Origin of the sequence: Neobacillus soli NBRC 102451, from assembly GCF_001591665.1 — a bacterium.
Classification (GTDB): domain Bacteria; phylum Bacillota; class Bacilli; order Bacillales; family Cytobacillaceae; genus Neobacillus; species Neobacillus soli.
This window is the reverse complement of the sequence record NZ_BCVI01000085.1, coordinates 1-17,316: the sequence shown is the minus strand read 5'-3', so window position 1 is coordinate 17,316 and position 17,316 is coordinate 1. Positions and strand designations below refer to the sequence as shown.

The window sequence follows — 17,316 nt, the reverse complement described above, 5'->3', positions numbered from 1 at the left end:
GGCATTTAAATTTGTATAAAAAGTATTAAAAAACAGTTAGAAAGTCCCGAACTTTGTAATATAATAATCGGCCATCCGTCAAATTTTGCCTAAAGTGAAACAAATGGCTTATTAATTTTCTAAAATTAGTAGAAATAAAGTCCCGGACAGGATTCGACATGGCTGCTAAACCGATTTGACTGAATTGGAAACTGGTGGTAAATAAATAGATAGATAGGAATACACTGTATAACACGTTTACCACGTTATTAATGATAAAAAATGCTTATTTTTATTATGGTTGAAGGAGATGGAGAAAAGTGGCAGGACAAATTCGGATGACCCCGGCGGAGTTAAAATCTAAGGCGACTCGGTATGGACAAAGTGCACATCAAATTGAACAAATCTTAAAGGACTTAACCAATCTGCAAAATGAACTCCGTGGCGAATGGGAAGGTCGTGCATTCCAAAGTTTTGATGATCAGTTTAACCAGTTGAAACCAAAGGTGCAAAATTTCGCCCAATTGATGCATGATATTAATACACAATTGAACAAAACGGCGGAAGCTGTGGCACAGCATGATGAGCAATTGTCACAGAACTTTGGACTGAGCTAATTCATTCTTATTACAAAGGAATGCTACATTAGAAATGTGGAAATGAGTCAATTCGGGACTACGTTCCCAAAAACTAAAAGCCACGCGACAATTGTTGTGTGGCTTTTGCTCTTTAACAAAAGCAATCATCTTTAAGCATTTTTATAAAAATATGGACGATACATAGTAGTGATTTTCAGGGGGATTGGGATGAAAAAGTTTGAAAAGGGTATTTTGTTGTTCTTTGTTCTGGTGCTTGCATTGTCTTCGGGAATTTCTTATTTGGCACTCAATCAAGCATCAAAAAGCAAAGATCATAAAGATAACCAGAAAATGACCGTTGCATTGGTTAATGAGGATCAAGGGTCAACATTTAATGGAAAACCATATGAGTTTGGTAATGAATTTATCAGGAATGTGGAAAAAGATGAGAAGCATAACTGGTACGTCGTCAGCCGCGGTGTGGCAGAAAGCGGATTAGGTCGTAATGTCTACAATATGATGATTGTCATTCCGAATGACTTTTCACAAAAGGCTTTATCCCTCGATTCAAAAGAGCCAGAGAAGGTAGTCTTAAACTACAAAGTAAATGCGTCTGGCAACAGTAATATGAAAGCCGTAGCTGATAAAACAGCAAGCTCCATATTAGGGGATTTTAATCGCCGAATCATCGATGTTTATTTTGCTAGTGTAATGGGGAATTTACACGATGCTCAAGATAATATTAGTACCCTTGTAAAAAAAGAACAGGTATATACAAACATTTATAATGATTCCATTCATCGTCCATTGGCGGGCTATACCTCGCAATTTGGCGAGGTGCAATCGAACGCAAATCTATCGAAAGACAGTTTTAAAGGTTTGCAGGATATATTAACAGGATTTGAGAATCGACTTGGCGAGGGTGTAAGAACAGGTCAAAGCTATCAAACTAGATTTCTAGACTTTAGAAAAATGCAAGATACTAATCATCTGTTAGCAAAAGGATATTCTGATCAACTTGGAAAATTTGACCGTGGCTTGAATAGTGATGATGTACTGCAGCAATGGAATGAATTAATGGCTGCAAATAAAGCAATCAATGATCAATTTCAGCAAAAAGAGGATCACGCTGTTACGATCTTGTCCGAATCAGCTGCCCTTCAAGAGTATCTAAATGTAACAAAGGAAAAGATGTCCAACTTGGATAAGGATTTAGCCAATAAATTAGAGTCTGACATGCAAGAGTCGATTGCGGGTCAGCTAAAGAACGCGCTGAAGACTTCTTCCGGAGTAGAAAAGAATATAAATTTAACGAATGTTTTTGCTAAGCCTGACAAAAATGCTCAGAAAAATATTCAAAGTCAAATAGATAAACTGCCAACATTAGACGCAGGTGAGATTGATAAGCTGGATATATCTGAATTAACCAAAACCCAGCTGAAAAATACAATCGCCGTGACGAACAAGTACAATCGTGAGTTTGGTTATAGCCCAAACCGTCCTGCCGGTCGCTTACCTTTGGCAGAGAAGGTGGAAGAAATAAAAAATGATTTGAAGACAAATGGTGTAACAATCATCGATTCAGTTAACCTGCCGGAAACGAAGAAAAAGGGACAGGATTTTACCCTGTCCATTCCGGCTGAGTTTGCAGTCAATCAAGTATTGTTGACATTACCAAATCATGACGAAATGGATTATACAGAGCCATTTCTTAAAAATGGAGATCTTACCCTGCCTGCAACCGATAACGGTCCTTTCACTGTGAAATTGAAGGTTAACCTAAAGGATACCAACACGAAGCTGGATGTTTTCCAACCGATAACATGGGGTTGGAATTTGGTTCAAAAGGATGTCACTGATGTAGATACGCCAGTGGCGCCGCCCGAGCCGGAAGTGGAGCCAAATGAGGGCAGCAACGAAAGCGAGAATAGTGACGGGCTAAACAATCTTATTACCGACAATCCGATAATAAAAATTAATATTCTAAATAACCACATTACCCATCAAGTGATGTCGCCACTTACAAGTGGCTCGACAAGCAGGTTAATGAATGGGGCCATAGATACTGTTAGTGATTATCAAAGAATGCAAATGTTGTATGAGCTATATTTTGGATTGGGAATGGAACAATTTAATCGTCCAGATTTAGAAGTGGGGTTATCTCATACCAATTTGAAGGATATCGCAACGGAGGAATCCCTTTATTATTTATTTAATAAGCAAGACATTGTCGATGTGCTAGCCAATTATGTAGCGGGGCAAATATCAGAGGAAGTCCGTCAGAAGACGGAAGAGCTAAAGGGGAAAATTGATGAGTATACTCAACTTGTCAATCATGCGAATCAAAATTCTAAGCAGCTGGCAGATAGGATTAAGCAGACAACGGAGCAGGCTGGAGTATTGAATACGAATTTATCTAGGAGCTTACAGAACCTGGCTTCTTGGCGCGAAGACAGCCTCACATTACAGGACGAACAATCCAAACTTTTAATCAATAATGGGAATGAACAAAGTTTGGTTCTTTCATTAGATGATGAATTTAATTCTCTGCTTGCTGGAAGTCAGTCACTCGTTAACGAATCAAAAGGTAATTTGCATTCAGCTGAGGGAGTATATCAAACATTTACTGCCATCGACAATCAGGCGGAAACAATTAAAAATAGCGGAGTTGCTTTGGTAAAGCAGGCTGGTGATCTTTCGAGCAATCTAACGAATAAATTGATAGATGATCAGAGCTTTGCTGACAATTTTGCAGGGGTTCTTGCGAATAGCCGCATCGGTACCCGGCCAAATGAAAACCTGTTAAGTTTTCTTTCTAATCCCGTAGAAACAAAGAATGCCGGGGTGATTTCAGTAGCACCTGTTGACGTATTTACTCCTTATTTCGTTGTATTAATTTGTTTTATCATTGCTTTCTTTACCGCATACGTCATATCCACTAATGAACGAAAGCGGCTGGTGATAGACTCATTTGCAGAAGAAAGGACATTAGTAAAGAGTAATTTGCCTATCAGCGTTATTACGGCCAGTATTGGCATTGTCGAAGGAGTAATTACCGGTGTACTTTCCGGTTACTTCTTGCAAATTAGTCAAGGGAAATTCATGCTTTGGACCGGATTAATCACACTTGTTATGCTAACGCTCTTGCTTGCAGCTGCCTATTTATTAAGACAGCTGAAAATGGTTGGCATGTTTATATTATTGGCGAGTTTAAGTTTATATTTATTTTTAACACGAGCATTGGGGCTGCACTTCGATCAACAGTCGTTCGCTTCGAAAATACAAGACTACTCACCATTACATTATATTGAAAAGTTAGTGACTGGGTTTGCGGACGGAGCAACAGACAATATGCTGATTATTTTTAGTTTATTGGCGATCAGTGTTATTAGTCTTGTTGGTCACTTGCTTGTTTTCAATCGTTTTGCTAAAAGCGAGGAGATAATCGATGATGGAATTAGTGAAGCGCACTAGTTTGATAGCAGTTTTTCTTTTAGGGGTGGGTTCCTTTTTTACACTTCATTCCTCAGCTGAGGGCCATCTTGACCACAGCGGAGAAATTCGCATCGAAATAGAACGAATCGGTCAGGATGATAGAGAGAGAGAGAAGTTAGCCTCGCAAGACCAAAAAGAGACAGAATTGGAGAAAATCATGCCCGATTTGTTCAAAGAACAAACTCGGGCAGCAATTGTGATGAAGCAAAATGAAATGACTGAAACGATGGATAAATTACAACAAACCCTTTTTGAAACTCCCATAGAGGCTGACACAACAACGGAGATAAAAACAGCGCTTTTCACTAATGACAATATGGTGAAGTACGCTGCCGTTGCCAAACAAAACAAGCAACAGACGGATGAAGAAGGAATCAGCAAAAAGACAGTAGCGGCCCTCTTCGGATCAGTGTTGGTCATCTGCGCGGGACTGCTTGCCATGATGAGACAAATGCTGAATTAAAGGAGATGAGCGGATGCCTAGTGGGACACATATTAACGTGACGGTTGATTTTTGTAAGTGGGGTGAAGGGCAATATGATCTAAGGATCCCGGTCCACCAGCCCATTAAACAGTTATTGGCGAACTTGATTGAAACATTGGATCTTGACGTGGCAAAGGCATCCCTTTTTGCGCTAAAGGTCCCTGCTAAACAACTGCTCCTAACGGATGATGATCGCCTTATCGATTATCCCGTAACGAATGGAGATATTTTACTAGTTTTATAATCGTCCTAAGTGAAGACAATGTTCCGCAGGACACGTCATAGAAAGAGACCGAAGACAACACAAAGGAGTCAAGGAACAATGAATGAGAAAACGATAAAAATGGAGTCCATGACTTTTCATTTTTCTATTCATGATGATAAATGGCAGGTAAAACTGGCAAAGTCCCAAACACGTGTGAAGAATATACGCCAATTGGTGCTAATGACGGAGAATACAGATTTTTTTGTGCCGGCAGTTGTTGCTGATGAAGACGATCAATTTACTTTTTCGTTCACCGTCGATCAAAAGGCGAAGAAGTGGGAAGATGTCCGCAAACTTGGTCGAAATGATAAGCTGCGTTTGCTGTGTAATCTTGCACGCTTTCGAAAATTACTGAACGCACGTATGACGTTCTTCTTGCATCCGGATAACCTGGTATTTGACGATAATCTCCTTTCCACGTTGGTGTATCGCGGCATCCGGGATTTAGTTCCCCCATATGAGACCAAGGAAGAAAACTTCACCCTCCAATACAAATGTTTGATTGTTGCCCTATTTTCAAAAAAATACAGCTTTGATGAACTCTATTCCGGATCGTTGAAAAACGCAACTGGCACCGAATTTGAACGCCAAGTAGGCGGGGCAGAAGATTTGGCTGCGTTAATTAAGCTGTTGGAAAACAGTTATCAGAAAGAACAACTGGAAACGGAGAAAAAGATGCAGATCGTTCCGAAGAAACGGTTCCGTCTCTTTAAACAACTGACTTTTTCAATGGTTGTTCTCCTCATTATTCTGGCGGTACCATTGATTTATTTTAGTTTTATCAAACTACCTTTCCAAGACCACTTACTTGAAGCCCATCGTCATTTTTTATCAGCTGATTATGGAAAAGTCATTAGTGACTTAGAAATTGAAAATCCCGAAAAATTATCAGATGCAGGTAAGTATATTCTGGCTTATTCCTATATTAAAACAGAGCCGTTGGAAAATACACCAAAAGAGGCCATTATGAAAAATATTAGCCTAAAAAGTGATAGCAATTATTCATTGTATTGGATTTACAATGGCCGTGGTGACTTCGACAAGTCCGTCGATCTTGCCAAGTACATCGATGATCCCGTGTTAATTATGTATGGCTTCGTCAAAAAAATTGAAAAGGCAAAGAATGACCCGGAATTGAGCGGTACCGAGCGGGAAAAGGAGATCCAAGATTACCAAGAGCAATTGAAAACGTACACGGATAAATATGGTTTAGACCCCGTGCTAAAAACAGAATAAGCTAATTGATTTGTGTACAGAGAGGGAGAGAAAGATGGCACAACGATTATTACTGCTAAACGACGGAGAGCAATTACATAAATGCCATTTTAAACAAAATAAATCTAGAAAAATAACAATTGGAAATGACTGGTCGAATACAATGACCTTTAAGAAGCTGGACCGCTCATTGTCGGTTGAGTGGAACGGAGAATGGTGCAAAATTGGTGATCACTCGTTACGGAAGAATGACCAGTTAACATTGATGCATGAAGATTCCCCCCTAAACTTTTTTCTGACAGAGACGGTTGAATGGCACGCCTATGATACAACTCAGCATAGAAGTATTACCTTTGGTTCAAACGAATATGATGATGTGACAATATCGAACACATCAGCCAATCTTCTCCTTTTTCGTGAGCAGCTGGGAGAGTCATTCAAATTAGAAGTGTATAACGGTCAGGTTTTCCATAATTTCTTGCGGACAACAGGAGAGGTAGTCCTTGAACCAGGTGACCAGCTCTATTTTGACGGACTGATGGTGAAGATTGGAAAGGATGCCATTGAAATCCTAGAATCAAAGTCATTTGCCGGAACGAAATTAGTACGCTTGTATGATGAGGATCAACGTTTCAGTGCGGAGTATCCCGCTTATCATCGTTCTCCGCGTATTATCTATCGCGAGCCAGTTGAAAAGCGAAAAATAGCTCAACCGTCGGGGAAGCCAGGTAAACCAAGCGAACAGTTGGGACGTGTCATCGTTCCGCCGCTTGTGATGATTGCCGCGATGGTGGTTGTCTCCCTTTTACAGCGGAGCGGAGTCTATCTGATTGTCATGCTGTCTATGACGATTGTGACTGTTATTTTTTCCATCACTTCGTATATAAAAAGTTTGAAGCAATATCGCTTAGACCTTAGGGAACGAGAGAAGAGTTATCAAGAATATTTGAAACAAAAGACACAGGAATTATATCAAGCCAGCGAAGAACAGCGACACGCCCTCCATTACCATTATCCAAGCATGGAGCAAGTGCGCCATATGGCGATGAAAGTGGATTCGCGAATTTATGAAAAAACGATGTTTCATCACGACTTTCTGATGTACCGGGTTGGCTTAGGCCGGATCAATTCAAGCTACGAGATTGATTTCAATGTGGAAGAGTTCACCTTGAAGAAGGATGAACTAGTGGAGGCGGCACGCAGCCTAAGATCACAATACTTAACGCTTGACCAAGTGCCTGTAGTGACCTCCTTGGCAAAAGGACCCGTTGGTTATATCGGGCAACGTCATCTTGTGCTCGAACAATTACAATTGCTCATCATGCAGACAGCCCTCTTTCATAGCTATTACGATGTACAATTCGTGACGATTTTTCCGGAAGAGGAGAAGGGGAAATGGGATTGGATGCGCTGGCTCCCGCATGCTGGGCTGCGTGATCTAAATGTACGCGGCTTTGTTTACCATGACAGGTCAAGGGATCAAGTGTTAACTTCCCTTTATCAAATATTAAAAGAACGGAAGCTTGCTGTTGATGAAAAAGGCAGTAAGAATGAAAAACTATATTTCTCACCTCGCTTCATCGTGCTTATTACCGATGAAAAACTCATTCTCGATCATTCGGTCATGGAGTACTTTAATGAAGATCCGAGCGAACTGGGCGTATCGCTTATATTTGTTCAGGACGTCATGCAGTCGTTGCCGGAACAGGTGAAAACGGTGATTGATATTCGCGATGCCGCAAGTGGAAACATTATTTTGGAAGAGGGGGAGCTAGTTAACCGGCGATTCACCCCAGATCATTTTTCAATAGACTTTAATAAAGAAGATATTTCCCGTAGTTTGGCTGCGCTCGATCATTTACAAAACTTGAAAAATTCGATTCCTGAAAGTGTCAGCTTTCTTGAAATGTACAATGTGGAGAAGGTGGAGGAACTTAGGATTTCGGAGCGCTGGGCCCAAAATGAAACGTATAAAAGCCTTGCTGTTCCCCTTGGAGTACGGGGGAAAGGCGATATTGTTCATCTGAACCTGCATGAGAAAGCACATGGACCACATGGTTTAGTCGCTGGTACGACAGGTTCCGGTAAATCGGAAATCATCCAGTCGTATATCATTTCACTAGCAGTCAATTTTCATCCATACGAAGTGGCGTTTCTGCTGATCGACTATAAAGGGGGCGGGATGGCGAATTTATTTAAAAACCTCCCCCATCTGTTAGGGACGATTACCAACTTGGACGGAGCACAATCACTAAGGGCACTTGCTTCCATCAAAGCTGAATTACAAAAGCGCCAGCGCATATTTGGTGAGCATAACGTAAACCACATCAACCAATATCAGAAATTATATAAAAATGGAGAGGCAAGCGAGCCGATGCCCCATTTATACCTTATATCGGATGAATTTGCCGAGCTTAAATCCGAGCAGCCGGAATTTATGAAGGAACTTGTTTCCACAGCACGGATTGGCCGTTCACTGGGGATTCACCTTATCTTGGCGACACAAAAGCCAAGTGGTGTCGTCGATGACCAAATTTGGTCGAATTCAAAATTCAAGCTAGCGCTCAAAGTTCAAAATGCCAGCGATTCCACTGAAATAATCAAAACACCTGATGCGGCGGAAATCACCTTGCCAGGCCGGGCCTACTTACAAGTTGGCAACAACGAAATTTATGAGTTATTTCAAAGTGCCTGGAGCGGTGCCGATTATCGCCCTGATAAAAGTGACATGGAATCTGTCGACGCGACGATTTATGCGATTAACGACCTTGGACAATATGATATTCTTTCGCAAGACTTGAGTGGTCTATCGAATAAAGATGAAATGGTTAAAATTTCAACCGAGCTTGATGCGGTGATTGAGTATATCCATTCTTTTGCGGCACAAGAGATGATTGAAACGCTTCCTCGCCCGTGGTTACCACCGCTGAAGGAACGTATTTATTTATCGGAGTTATCTTCGATTGATTACAAAGAAGAATGGCAAAAGGAAAAGGCCCCAATAGAGCCAATAATTGGTTATGCGGATTTACCTGAAATGCAGGATCAGAAACCACTGAAGGTAAATTTAACAAAAGATGGCCATCTGCTTGTGTTCTCGAGCCCTGGATACGGGAAATCAACATTTCTGCAAACCGTTGTAATGGATTTAGCAAGAACACATAATCCGGAAAATTTACATATTTACCTGTTAGACTTTGGAACAAATGGTCTACTGCCATTGAAGAATCTACCTCATGTTGCAGATACCATCCTGATTGATGAAACCGAAAAGATTGGTAAATTTATTCGCCTTTTCGTCAATATCAGTAAGGAACGTAAACGGAAACTAAGCCAATATGGTGTAGCTAATATCGGCATGTATGAAAAAGCCAGCGGCACTAAAGAGCCAAATATTCTCATTGTAATAGATAACTATGATGCGGTACGTGATACTGCCTTTGTGGATGATTTTGAAAAATTAATCACGCAAATTGCCCGCGAAGGCGGAAGCGTTGGCTTACACCTCGTCATTAGTGCGGGACGACAGAATGCCATGAGGATGCCATTGCTTTCAAATGTCAAAATACAAATTCCTCTTTATCTCATCGACCAAATGGAGGCCCGGGCCATTGTTGGAAGGACGGAATTAGTAATTGAAGAGATTCCAGGACGTGGATTGGTAAAATTAGAGCAACCGACATTATTCCAGACCGCATTAGCTGCGGCGGGTTTAGATGGATTAGAAATGATTGATACTATTCAACAAGAATCAGAAGATATGGCGGCAAATTGGAAAGGAGATCATCCCTCGCCCATTCCGATATTGCCGGAAGTACTTGATTTTGAACAGTTTAAGAGAGATAAGCAAACAATGGAACATGTCAAAAAAGGGCTGCTGCCAATCGGTGTGGAATTTGAGGAAGTTTTACCAATTGCCTTTAATACGAAAGGCAATGGGCCGCTGATTGTCGTAAGCGACCGAGGAGATGGATTACATCGGTTACAAGTAGCGATTGCGAAGAATCTTACGCTTGTTTCAGAACACTATCAAACAATGATTCTCGATACAAACGAGCAAATCTTGGCTAAACAGGGGAAGGGGGTAAATGCTTATATCTTCGAGCAAGAAGGGATAACAAGGGCCAAACGAGATTTTCTATATGAAATAAATAATCGACTTGAAAATAAAGTGTTAGAACCAAAATGGTTTATTTTCATTGCTGATTTACAAGACTTCTCAACAAGAACTCAAATGAACATGGAAGAAATGACACGATTAATGAGTAATGGCCCGAAAGTAGGGATTCATTTGATCGTGAGTTCGATTTACAGCTATATTGGCCAAAGTTATGAAGACATTCCAAGATATATCCGTGACCATGCAAATGTAGGCTTAATGAGTATGCGGCTGGGTGACCAGGATATCTTTAAACAGTCCTATATTTCTAATGAGAAATATCCAAATTCATATGAAACCTATTACACGCAAGATTACCGTTATGAGAAAGTGAAAATCCCACAATAGATAAAGGGGGGAGATTATGAGTCATGCTGCTTTAAATTCATTGATTAGGCAGAAATCAAGTGCGATAAGCCAAAAGGCAAATTTACAGCATCAGCTTGCTATCTTAGAAACGAAAATTCAACGCTTACAAACTGCTTCTACTAAACTATCAAATGAAATGATGACATTGGCGGATCAAGAAAAAAGGGTGCAAGGTTTAACTGTGGATGAAAGCAAGTGGAAAGGAGCGGAGAAAAAGAAATTCGTTGGCCACTATGACAACTATACAGACAGTGTGAAAAATTACCGTTCCGACGTAATGGATAAAAAAGGACAAATAGACGAAGAAATGGCACGAACGGAAAGTACCAAAGGACATATCTTAAACTCGATTTCTAATCTTTCAGCACAAATTGTTAATTTGGAATGGCAAATTTCGAATACGAAAAAGGAGGGATAAATAGTGTCAGGGGAAATTGGGATTAATATTGACCTCTTTCGAACCAATGTCGAAAAACTGAAATCCTCGCTTACGGGGTTACAAATGGATAGTAGTAAAAATAGGTCCTTTAATCAAACGAATATTGATCCGTTCAAAGAAGATTTACAAAATGTGATAAAAACGATTCAGCTGCTAGAAAAATATAAAGCCCTTCTGGGTACAGACATTTATACGCTTCAGAAGACAGGTGAGTCCATAAGGGAAAACGACGAGCATGTGGCAAAAATGCTTCATATGCATCCGCAGCAAATTTATTAACAGAGGGGGCTGGTATGGTATTATGGGACACAAAGTGGATATCAATGAGGTGATTTCTCTTTCAGAACATTTGAATGCAGCCACTGAAGATTTAAAGCAGGGAATGGACATAATCATTTCCGATATTAATCTATTTGATCAAATGGAGTCCTTTAAAGGACAAACGGCAGGAAACGCAAAAAATTACTTTAAAAATTTCCATCAAACGATTCTACAAACATTTGATGAAGTGTTTACAGCACTAGATAGCCAATTATCAAGTCATATTGCCATGTTCCATTCAGATGTCGACACAAGTAAAGAGGCTCTTATTGAAAGTGATTATTTGAAAGATCATGACATGAAAGTCACGAAGAACTATACTGAAATGCTCACCACATCAAGCGAAATCAAAAGCACCATTCATAATGTATCCGACATTTGCAGTGTAACGGCACCGAGTACATCGGCAATGACACATAATAAAGAAGCAGCAGCAAAATCGATTAAACAACTAGATGAGAAAGTAGCGGCCTTTCAAACGGTCGGTAAAAACGATCACAGTCAAATTAATCAATTGCTAGATCAGTTGGATGCAATCATGAAGAAAGTGGGCGGATTGGCACCGGATAATCGGTTTACAACCTACCATACCGGCGCGGCAAGTGCAGCTGTAGTGGCATTCAAGAAAGACATCTCCAACATAAAAAAGGTAAGGACTGCATACAAGGGTGCTGTTACTAGTTATAAAATGTTTAGAGCGGGCCAAAAAGCGGGATTGCGTACGGAAATAGTGATTGTAAACGGAAAGAAGTATTATCGTGTTCTTGCGACAAGGGAAGCCCTGAACCACTTAGGGATTAAACCTGATCTACAAGCTGAACGTGAGTTAACTAAATTGCTTCCGAAAAATGGAAGACCGCTAACTGAAAAACAACAACGGTTAGCTAAAACAAATACCGCCATATTAAAGTACGCAACCAAAAAGCAGAGGACCTCAGGTTGGTCTACGACAGGTGGGGCTGCAATCGGAACATATGCGGCTCTAGCTTATTGGAATGATAAAGCAGACCTTGGAACAAAAGCGAAAATAGTCGGAAAAGCGACACTTAAAGGAGCTGGAGACTCTTTTAAAGACGCGGTTGATTTTAAAGGAATAACTAAGAGCGGTGTTATTAAAGGTGCTGGAAAGGCGCTGGCTCCGATAGGTGTTGGCCTCAGTTATTACAGCAATTATCATGAGGCGATTGATGAGGGATTAAGTGTAAAAGAGGCTGCGGCAAGGTCAACCTTAGATACAACGATTGATACGGCTGTGGGAGGGGCAGTACAGGCGGGAAGTGTAGCCCTTTTTACCGTTTTAGTTCCAGTTCCTGGCGTAGGTACAGCTATTGGCGTTGGTGTTGGTATCTTTGCAAACTGGCTCATAAATAAACGTAGTAAGGATAAATATGGCAGAATTCAAAAGGATTCAGTCATGGATAAAATAAAAGGTTGGTTTCATTAGATGAATGGGGGCTTAAGTATTTATGTCAAAGAAATTTTCTGAAGAGGATTTTGCCGCCCTGAGGGGCCCGCTAGAATCTGGGAGACAAAGCCCAGGTAGTCTTGGGGGAATTTTATTTCTATCTGTTTTTTTGCAGTGTCTAATGTTCTATTTAACCTATTATGTCGCTGCACGTTCATCGATATATCCAAACATTGCGTTAATCGAAAAAATCCATTTTTGGGTTACGGCTATTCTGGTTACATTGTCCATTTTATATTCTCTTCCATTCATTTATAGGAGTAGTCAAAAAGTACAATATCTATTAAGTATCTTAGTCTCGCAAAATTTAGGTGGTGCGTGTATTTATTTGGCGGCATTGTTCCTGGTAGGGGAACAAGAAAACCTGACTAAAGAATCCCTTGTAAATTTCACCTACGCAACGTTAATAATCGGGGCTTTGATTTTTATCGTAACGGTGATTCGATTTTATATCTTACTAAATAAAGGGACCTATAGTAAAGGCTCTAAAAGAGATGAGTGGAGGGAAAGTGTAGAAAATAAGCTCCCTTCTTATTTGCCAATCATTATAACAGGAAGCATTGGATTAGTTTTTGTCATTCAATACTTGGTTCGATTTTCCCATTTTGAAGATATAGAAGAGATGGGGATGATTGTTTTAGCCTTTGCAATTTTTTATACAATGTTATTCGTTCTCCCAGAACAACTGGTGATCCTCTATTGTAAGTTCCGATTTAAAAGCTTTAATTATGATAGAAATGGATATTTACAAACAGATGATAGGATAGGGAAAGGGTGTTAAGAAATGGGGATTGAAGTTCGTTCGCTGTACTTTAGCAATGTGCTAGTTTACGAAACAAGCCAATTAAAAGAAGAGTGGCAAGAGCCGTACTTTATGATGGAAGATCTCGCCTTGGAGAAAGACTTTTATAAAAGTGGGCCTGTCTTTTTCTCGGTGGCCCCGATACAAAACGAAGCTAAGTTTGGCCAATTTACCTATTATTTGCCGATAAACGAGCCAATTCCTTTGGAAGAGGAAGGAGATTTCCGTTTTCTAGAAAAGTTTTCTATCGAAGAAGCACTAGTCTTACGTCAGGCGGATCAAGAACTGGACTTTTATGCCGCTTATCAAAAGATAAAAGATTACGCCTCTGACCAAAAGATTGATCTTGTAGATACATATTATGTTGTCTTAATCGAAGCTTATGGTGATCTAATCATTGACCTATATGTACCAATTAAGGAACGGGGAGAGCGATGATGATTGTAGAAAACCATCAAATCTCCTATCGAAATGTGGCCTCAAAACGGTATAATTTTGTGCCGGAGGAAATAAATCTTGCGATAGAGGACTTTGAAAAGATTTTAAGTGAACATGGTTATCATATCGATGGAAAAATGTTTTTCTCTATCCTGAGTGATCCAACAGCCGAGGTCATGACGGCTGAAGTATTTCTTCCGATTGAGGAAAATACATTTACCATTTCTCCGAAAGAAGAGGTTGAGTTTCGCAGCTATTTTTGCATTCATCCTATGATCATGACACGAATCGTAGATGACTTCGATCAGCAATCACAAATGAAATACTGGGAATTGCTTGATTATATTAAAAGGCATGATATGAAACAAAAGACACCTGTATTCGTAGAATATAAGCAAAGTCATGCCGGCAGAACGTATGTTGAGATGGGTGTCGGGGTTGAATAAAAAAAGTTTAGTAAAACCAAAACGGCGGTAAAAGATGCTCATCCATTGATAAATGTAATGAGCATTTTTCATAGATTAAAAGAGGAAACTGACTATTCTATGAACGTATGCCTTTTAAGCCAACTGTGTGAACATTTCCCGCTGATCGAAAGAGAGCCGCCTGAACGGGAAAAGAGCTTTTTGAAAGAAGAACAATCTTATCAAGAAAGACGAGAAACAGAGGGCTTGAACCGGGAAATGCATTGTTGAATCTCGAATTCTTTCATTTAAAAGAAGAGCAGCGGGAACAAATGAATGCCAACTATTATCAACAGTGGCTCATCTTTACAAAAGATGAAAAGTTAATCATGGTGAATCCGGTCGATAAAAAATATTATCATGCAAGCCAAATATTGGTTCTTGAAAGTACTGTTTTGATGAAATGGATTTCCCTTACAAGGAGAAAAAGTCTTATGCCTAAAGCGCAGAAAAGTGAGGGAGGCAGCTCTAGTTTAATTACCATCAATCCAGATGAAATAACGACCATTTATCAATACTTACAGAAGATTATGACCGAACTGGAGACAAACACAGCCCCGAATATCGGAAACTCCTTTCTAATAATATTTGAATAGGGTGACAAGAACGTGAAACAGGCGAAATGACATTTTAAATGTATGAAGCATTATCACAGGGAACAAGCCAAAAACTTATGAATTTAAATAAGCACGTTGGTTTATAGATAAGATTTGTAATGAATTACTATATATAGTAACTATAAAGCATTTGATTGCCTTTTAAGCAATAGGTGCCTTTTTTGTGAGAAATTTAAAGATCGGATGTCATGGGAAATTTTCTCGTTGCTCCGCTAAAGGATGGGGAAAATCGGAAAATTTACATACTATTTACCGATAAAAAGGTCCCCTTCATAAGAACTTTATATAAGGTGATCCTCCATTTGGAAAAGCTTCTTCGGAGCAGTCAGCGAAGCTTGCCATGCAATTCGTTTATCTACATTGGGGAGTAGTACTTGCAGCGATATCTACTGTTTTAATCGTGACTGAACCCCAATCTGAGTGCCAATGGGTGTCGTTTTTCATCCTGCATGGGAAATCTAATGGATGTCAGGATGAGTTGAAATGATAAGAAGTGGGGATTTTACGATATATAATCATAAAGAATATAGTTTGTTTAAGAAACAAGACGGAAGTGTGAATTTAATCAGTTATGATTCAGCTTCCCTTAAAGAGGGATTTAAACAACATAATTTGATACCCAATGCTTATGTTAAAAATCTAAAGATAGGAGATATTACTAACGCATATCAAATAAAAACACATGCTAAATATATGAGTGAAGAAGTCAATGTGAGTGCTGAGAAAGAAGATTTTTATTATATAGGGACGACAGATGCTAATTTAGCTAAGAAATTAGGATTGGATCGTACAGATAAATATTATTATGAAAAATGGGTACCAAAAGAAGATGTACTCTTATTTGAAGTTAAAAAGTCCATTATATTATAAAGTAATGTATCTATTGGGAAGCTTCTCAAATAGAAAGCTAAGGTGACAATTGAATTTAAAGCAAAGAATCCAGAAATGCTGTCTTCAGAACATTTAGAGATCCCTTATGGTCATAAAATGGAAAAGCCATATGGTGGATGGGAATATAACGAGTGGCCATGGACAGGAAACGGCTTCACTGCGTCCAGGAATGCGGAAGTCATTCCTGAGTGGACATTAAAAAAGTTTATTGATCTAAGAGAAGGAGCGAAATTACACAGAGTAGTTGATGGAAAAGATGAAGTTATAGCAATTTTCGATGGAAAAGTGTTTAAACTCCTTCAGTAAAATATGAGGTGAACGTAATGTTGAAGTCAGGAATATATGGTAAGTACAGAGGAACTGAGTATGAAATAACTGTGGATATGGATAATAATGTAAGGGTGAAGACTGAAGAAAAAGGAAAAATAGATCATACATTTGAAGATCTTTATAATAATGGGGTTTACTCTAAAAAAGTAAATCCTGGTGAATTAATGGATTGTGTAAATATAGATATTTATGGAATTATACAAAGGGAGAAAGTCCAAATTTTACAGGAAAAAGAAAATGAATTCCAAGTGGCCACAGGCTCATTACTTGTAGGAAGTAATTTAAATCTACCAAGAGTAGATCGTGATACATGGCTTGGTTGGGTACCTAAAAGTAAAGTTAAACTTATAGAAGAAAAATCAGCAATCAATCCGGAAGATTTATAAATTATGGTAGCCGTGTTTAAGCAATCATTATTTCCTTTATCGGATCACTCATAATGGGGAAAAATATCGCTCCGACAATTTCATAACCATGTTCATTCAAAGAAAGGATCACAGTTATCGATTATGAATACTGTGATCCTTTCTTTTCCATCATGAGTGACCCGACAGATGAAGTAATGACGGCTGAATTATTTCTTCCCATTGAGGAAAGTAAATTACTATTCCTTCATATTAAATAGGACTTAATGAGAGACACAATTCGAATTGATGTCTCTTTTTGTGTGACGAGCAGTCGCGTTGATCCACGTGTTAGCGTGAGGCGTTTCATTATTATATGATTCTGTATACGGAACTAAGTATAATGAAATATATAAACAGAGAAGAAGAAACGCTACGACGGTGAAAATCTTTCCTTCAATTTCAGTATAAACAGCTTCCTTGGGATACTATATTTTCAATCGTTCACTATAACGTCAAAACTTTGTTGCAGGATTGTGAATAATATCACAAAAACCTTTGTTAACTTGGAAAAGGTGATAATATATAAGTGTAGTAAGAAACAAACAAGTTCTTGTAAAGATGTATGTGAAATGGTGAGCAAATTGATTTTATTTTATAT

15 protein-coding genes and 1 pseudogene are annotated in these 17,316 nt (G+C 39.2%); all 16 read left to right on the top strand.

Annotation, left to right across the window (positions count from 1 at the left end; all coding sequences use genetic code 11):
* The first annotated feature begins 299 nt into the window (after positions 1 to 299).
* The 16 genes and pseudogenes from BSO02S_RS24430 to BSO02S_RS24350 all read left to right on the top strand — a co-directional run bounded on the left by BSO02S_RS24430 (position 300) and on the right by BSO02S_RS24350 (position 16,697).
* On the top strand, positions 300 to 596 hold the full coding sequence (locus tag BSO02S_RS24430; RefSeq protein WP_066074099.1) for a WXG100 family type VII secretion target: 297 nt from the start codon (positions 300 to 302) through the stop codon (positions 594 to 596).
* Between the two features lie 189 nt (positions 597 to 785).
* A complete protein-coding gene (gene esaA / locus BSO02S_RS24425; protein ID WP_066074096.1) occupies positions 786 to 4,031 on the top strand; it encodes a type VII secretion protein EsaA in 3,246 nt (1,081 codons plus the stop codon).
* A complete protein-coding gene (gene essA / locus BSO02S_RS24420) occupies positions 4,006 to 4,515 on the top strand; it encodes a type VII secretion protein EssA (RefSeq protein ID WP_066074093.1) in 510 nt (169 codons plus the stop codon). Before esaA ends, essA begins: the two co-directional genes overlap by 26 nt.
* 13 nt (positions 4,516 to 4,528) lie before the next feature.
* Positions 4,529 to 4,780 (top strand): EsaB/YukD family protein, encoded by a 252-nt coding sequence (locus tag BSO02S_RS24415; RefSeq protein ID WP_066074087.1) that lies wholly within the window; start codon positions 4,529 to 4,531, stop codon positions 4,778 to 4,780.
* A 78-nt stretch (positions 4,781 to 4,858) separates the two neighbouring features.
* Entirely contained in the window at positions 4,859 to 6,037 is a 1,179-nt protein-coding gene (gene essB / locus BSO02S_RS24410) for a type VII secretion protein EssB (RefSeq protein WP_066074085.1), read from the top strand.
* Between the two features lie 34 nt (positions 6,038 to 6,071).
* Complete coding sequence (essC, locus tag BSO02S_RS24405) at positions 6,072 to 10,523, top strand: type VII secretion protein EssC (RefSeq protein ID WP_066074081.1); 4,452 nt, start codon at positions 6,072 to 6,074, stop codon at positions 10,521 to 10,523.
* Between the two features lie 16 nt (positions 10,524 to 10,539).
* On the top strand, positions 10,540 to 10,962 hold the full coding sequence (locus BSO02S_RS24400) for a YwqH-like family protein (protein ID WP_066074078.1): 423 nt from the start codon (positions 10,540 to 10,542) through the stop codon (positions 10,960 to 10,962).
* Between the two features lie 3 nt (positions 10,963 to 10,965).
* Positions 10,966 to 11,262 (top strand): TIGR04197 family type VII secretion effector, encoded by a 297-nt coding sequence (locus BSO02S_RS24395; protein WP_066074075.1) that lies wholly within the window; start codon positions 10,966 to 10,968, stop codon positions 11,260 to 11,262.
* A gap of 22 nt (positions 11,263 to 11,284) precedes the next feature.
* Positions 11,285 to 12,748, top strand: a complete 1,464-nt coding sequence (locus BSO02S_RS26695; protein WP_169802794.1) for a T7SS effector LXG polymorphic toxin — start codon at positions 11,285 to 11,287, stop codon at positions 12,746 to 12,748.
* Between the two features lie 22 nt (positions 12,749 to 12,770).
* The gene (locus BSO02S_RS24385; RefSeq protein ID WP_066074070.1) at positions 12,771 to 13,550 is read left to right on the top strand and encodes a hypothetical protein; all 780 of its coding nucleotides are present in this window, start codon (positions 12,771 to 12,773) and stop codon (positions 13,548 to 13,550) included.
* A 3-nt stretch (positions 13,551 to 13,553) separates the two neighbouring features.
* Complete coding sequence (locus BSO02S_RS24380) at positions 13,554 to 14,009, top strand: DUF5085 family protein (RefSeq protein WP_066074067.1); 456 nt, start codon at positions 13,554 to 13,556, stop codon at positions 14,007 to 14,009.
* A complete protein-coding gene (locus BSO02S_RS24375; RefSeq protein ID WP_066074064.1) occupies positions 14,009 to 14,455 on the top strand; it encodes a DUF5085 family protein in 447 nt (148 codons plus the stop codon). The genes BSO02S_RS24380 and BSO02S_RS24375 overlap by 1 nt, the downstream gene beginning before the upstream one ends.
* 57 nt (positions 14,456 to 14,512) lie before the next feature.
* Positions 14,513 to 15,069, top strand: a pseudogene (locus BSO02S_RS24365) (DUF5081 family protein).
* A 504-nt stretch (positions 15,070 to 15,573) separates the two neighbouring features.
* On the top strand, positions 15,574 to 15,960 hold the full coding sequence (locus BSO02S_RS24360) for a UCP033725 family protein (RefSeq protein ID WP_066074054.1): 387 nt from the start codon (positions 15,574 to 15,576) through the stop codon (positions 15,958 to 15,960).
* Between the two features lie 42 nt (positions 15,961 to 16,002).
* Positions 16,003 to 16,287, top strand: coding sequence for a hypothetical protein (locus BSO02S_RS24355; RefSeq protein WP_066074051.1), 285 nt, complete (start codon positions 16,003 to 16,005; stop codon positions 16,285 to 16,287).
* Between the two features lie 17 nt (positions 16,288 to 16,304).
* Positions 16,305 to 16,697 carry a UCP033725 family protein gene (locus BSO02S_RS24350; protein WP_066074048.1) on the top strand — a complete coding sequence of 131 codons (393 nt, stop codon included), beginning with the start codon at positions 16,305 to 16,307 and terminating at the stop codon, positions 16,695 to 16,697.
* The last annotated feature ends 619 nt before the right edge of the window (positions 16,698 to 17,316 follow it).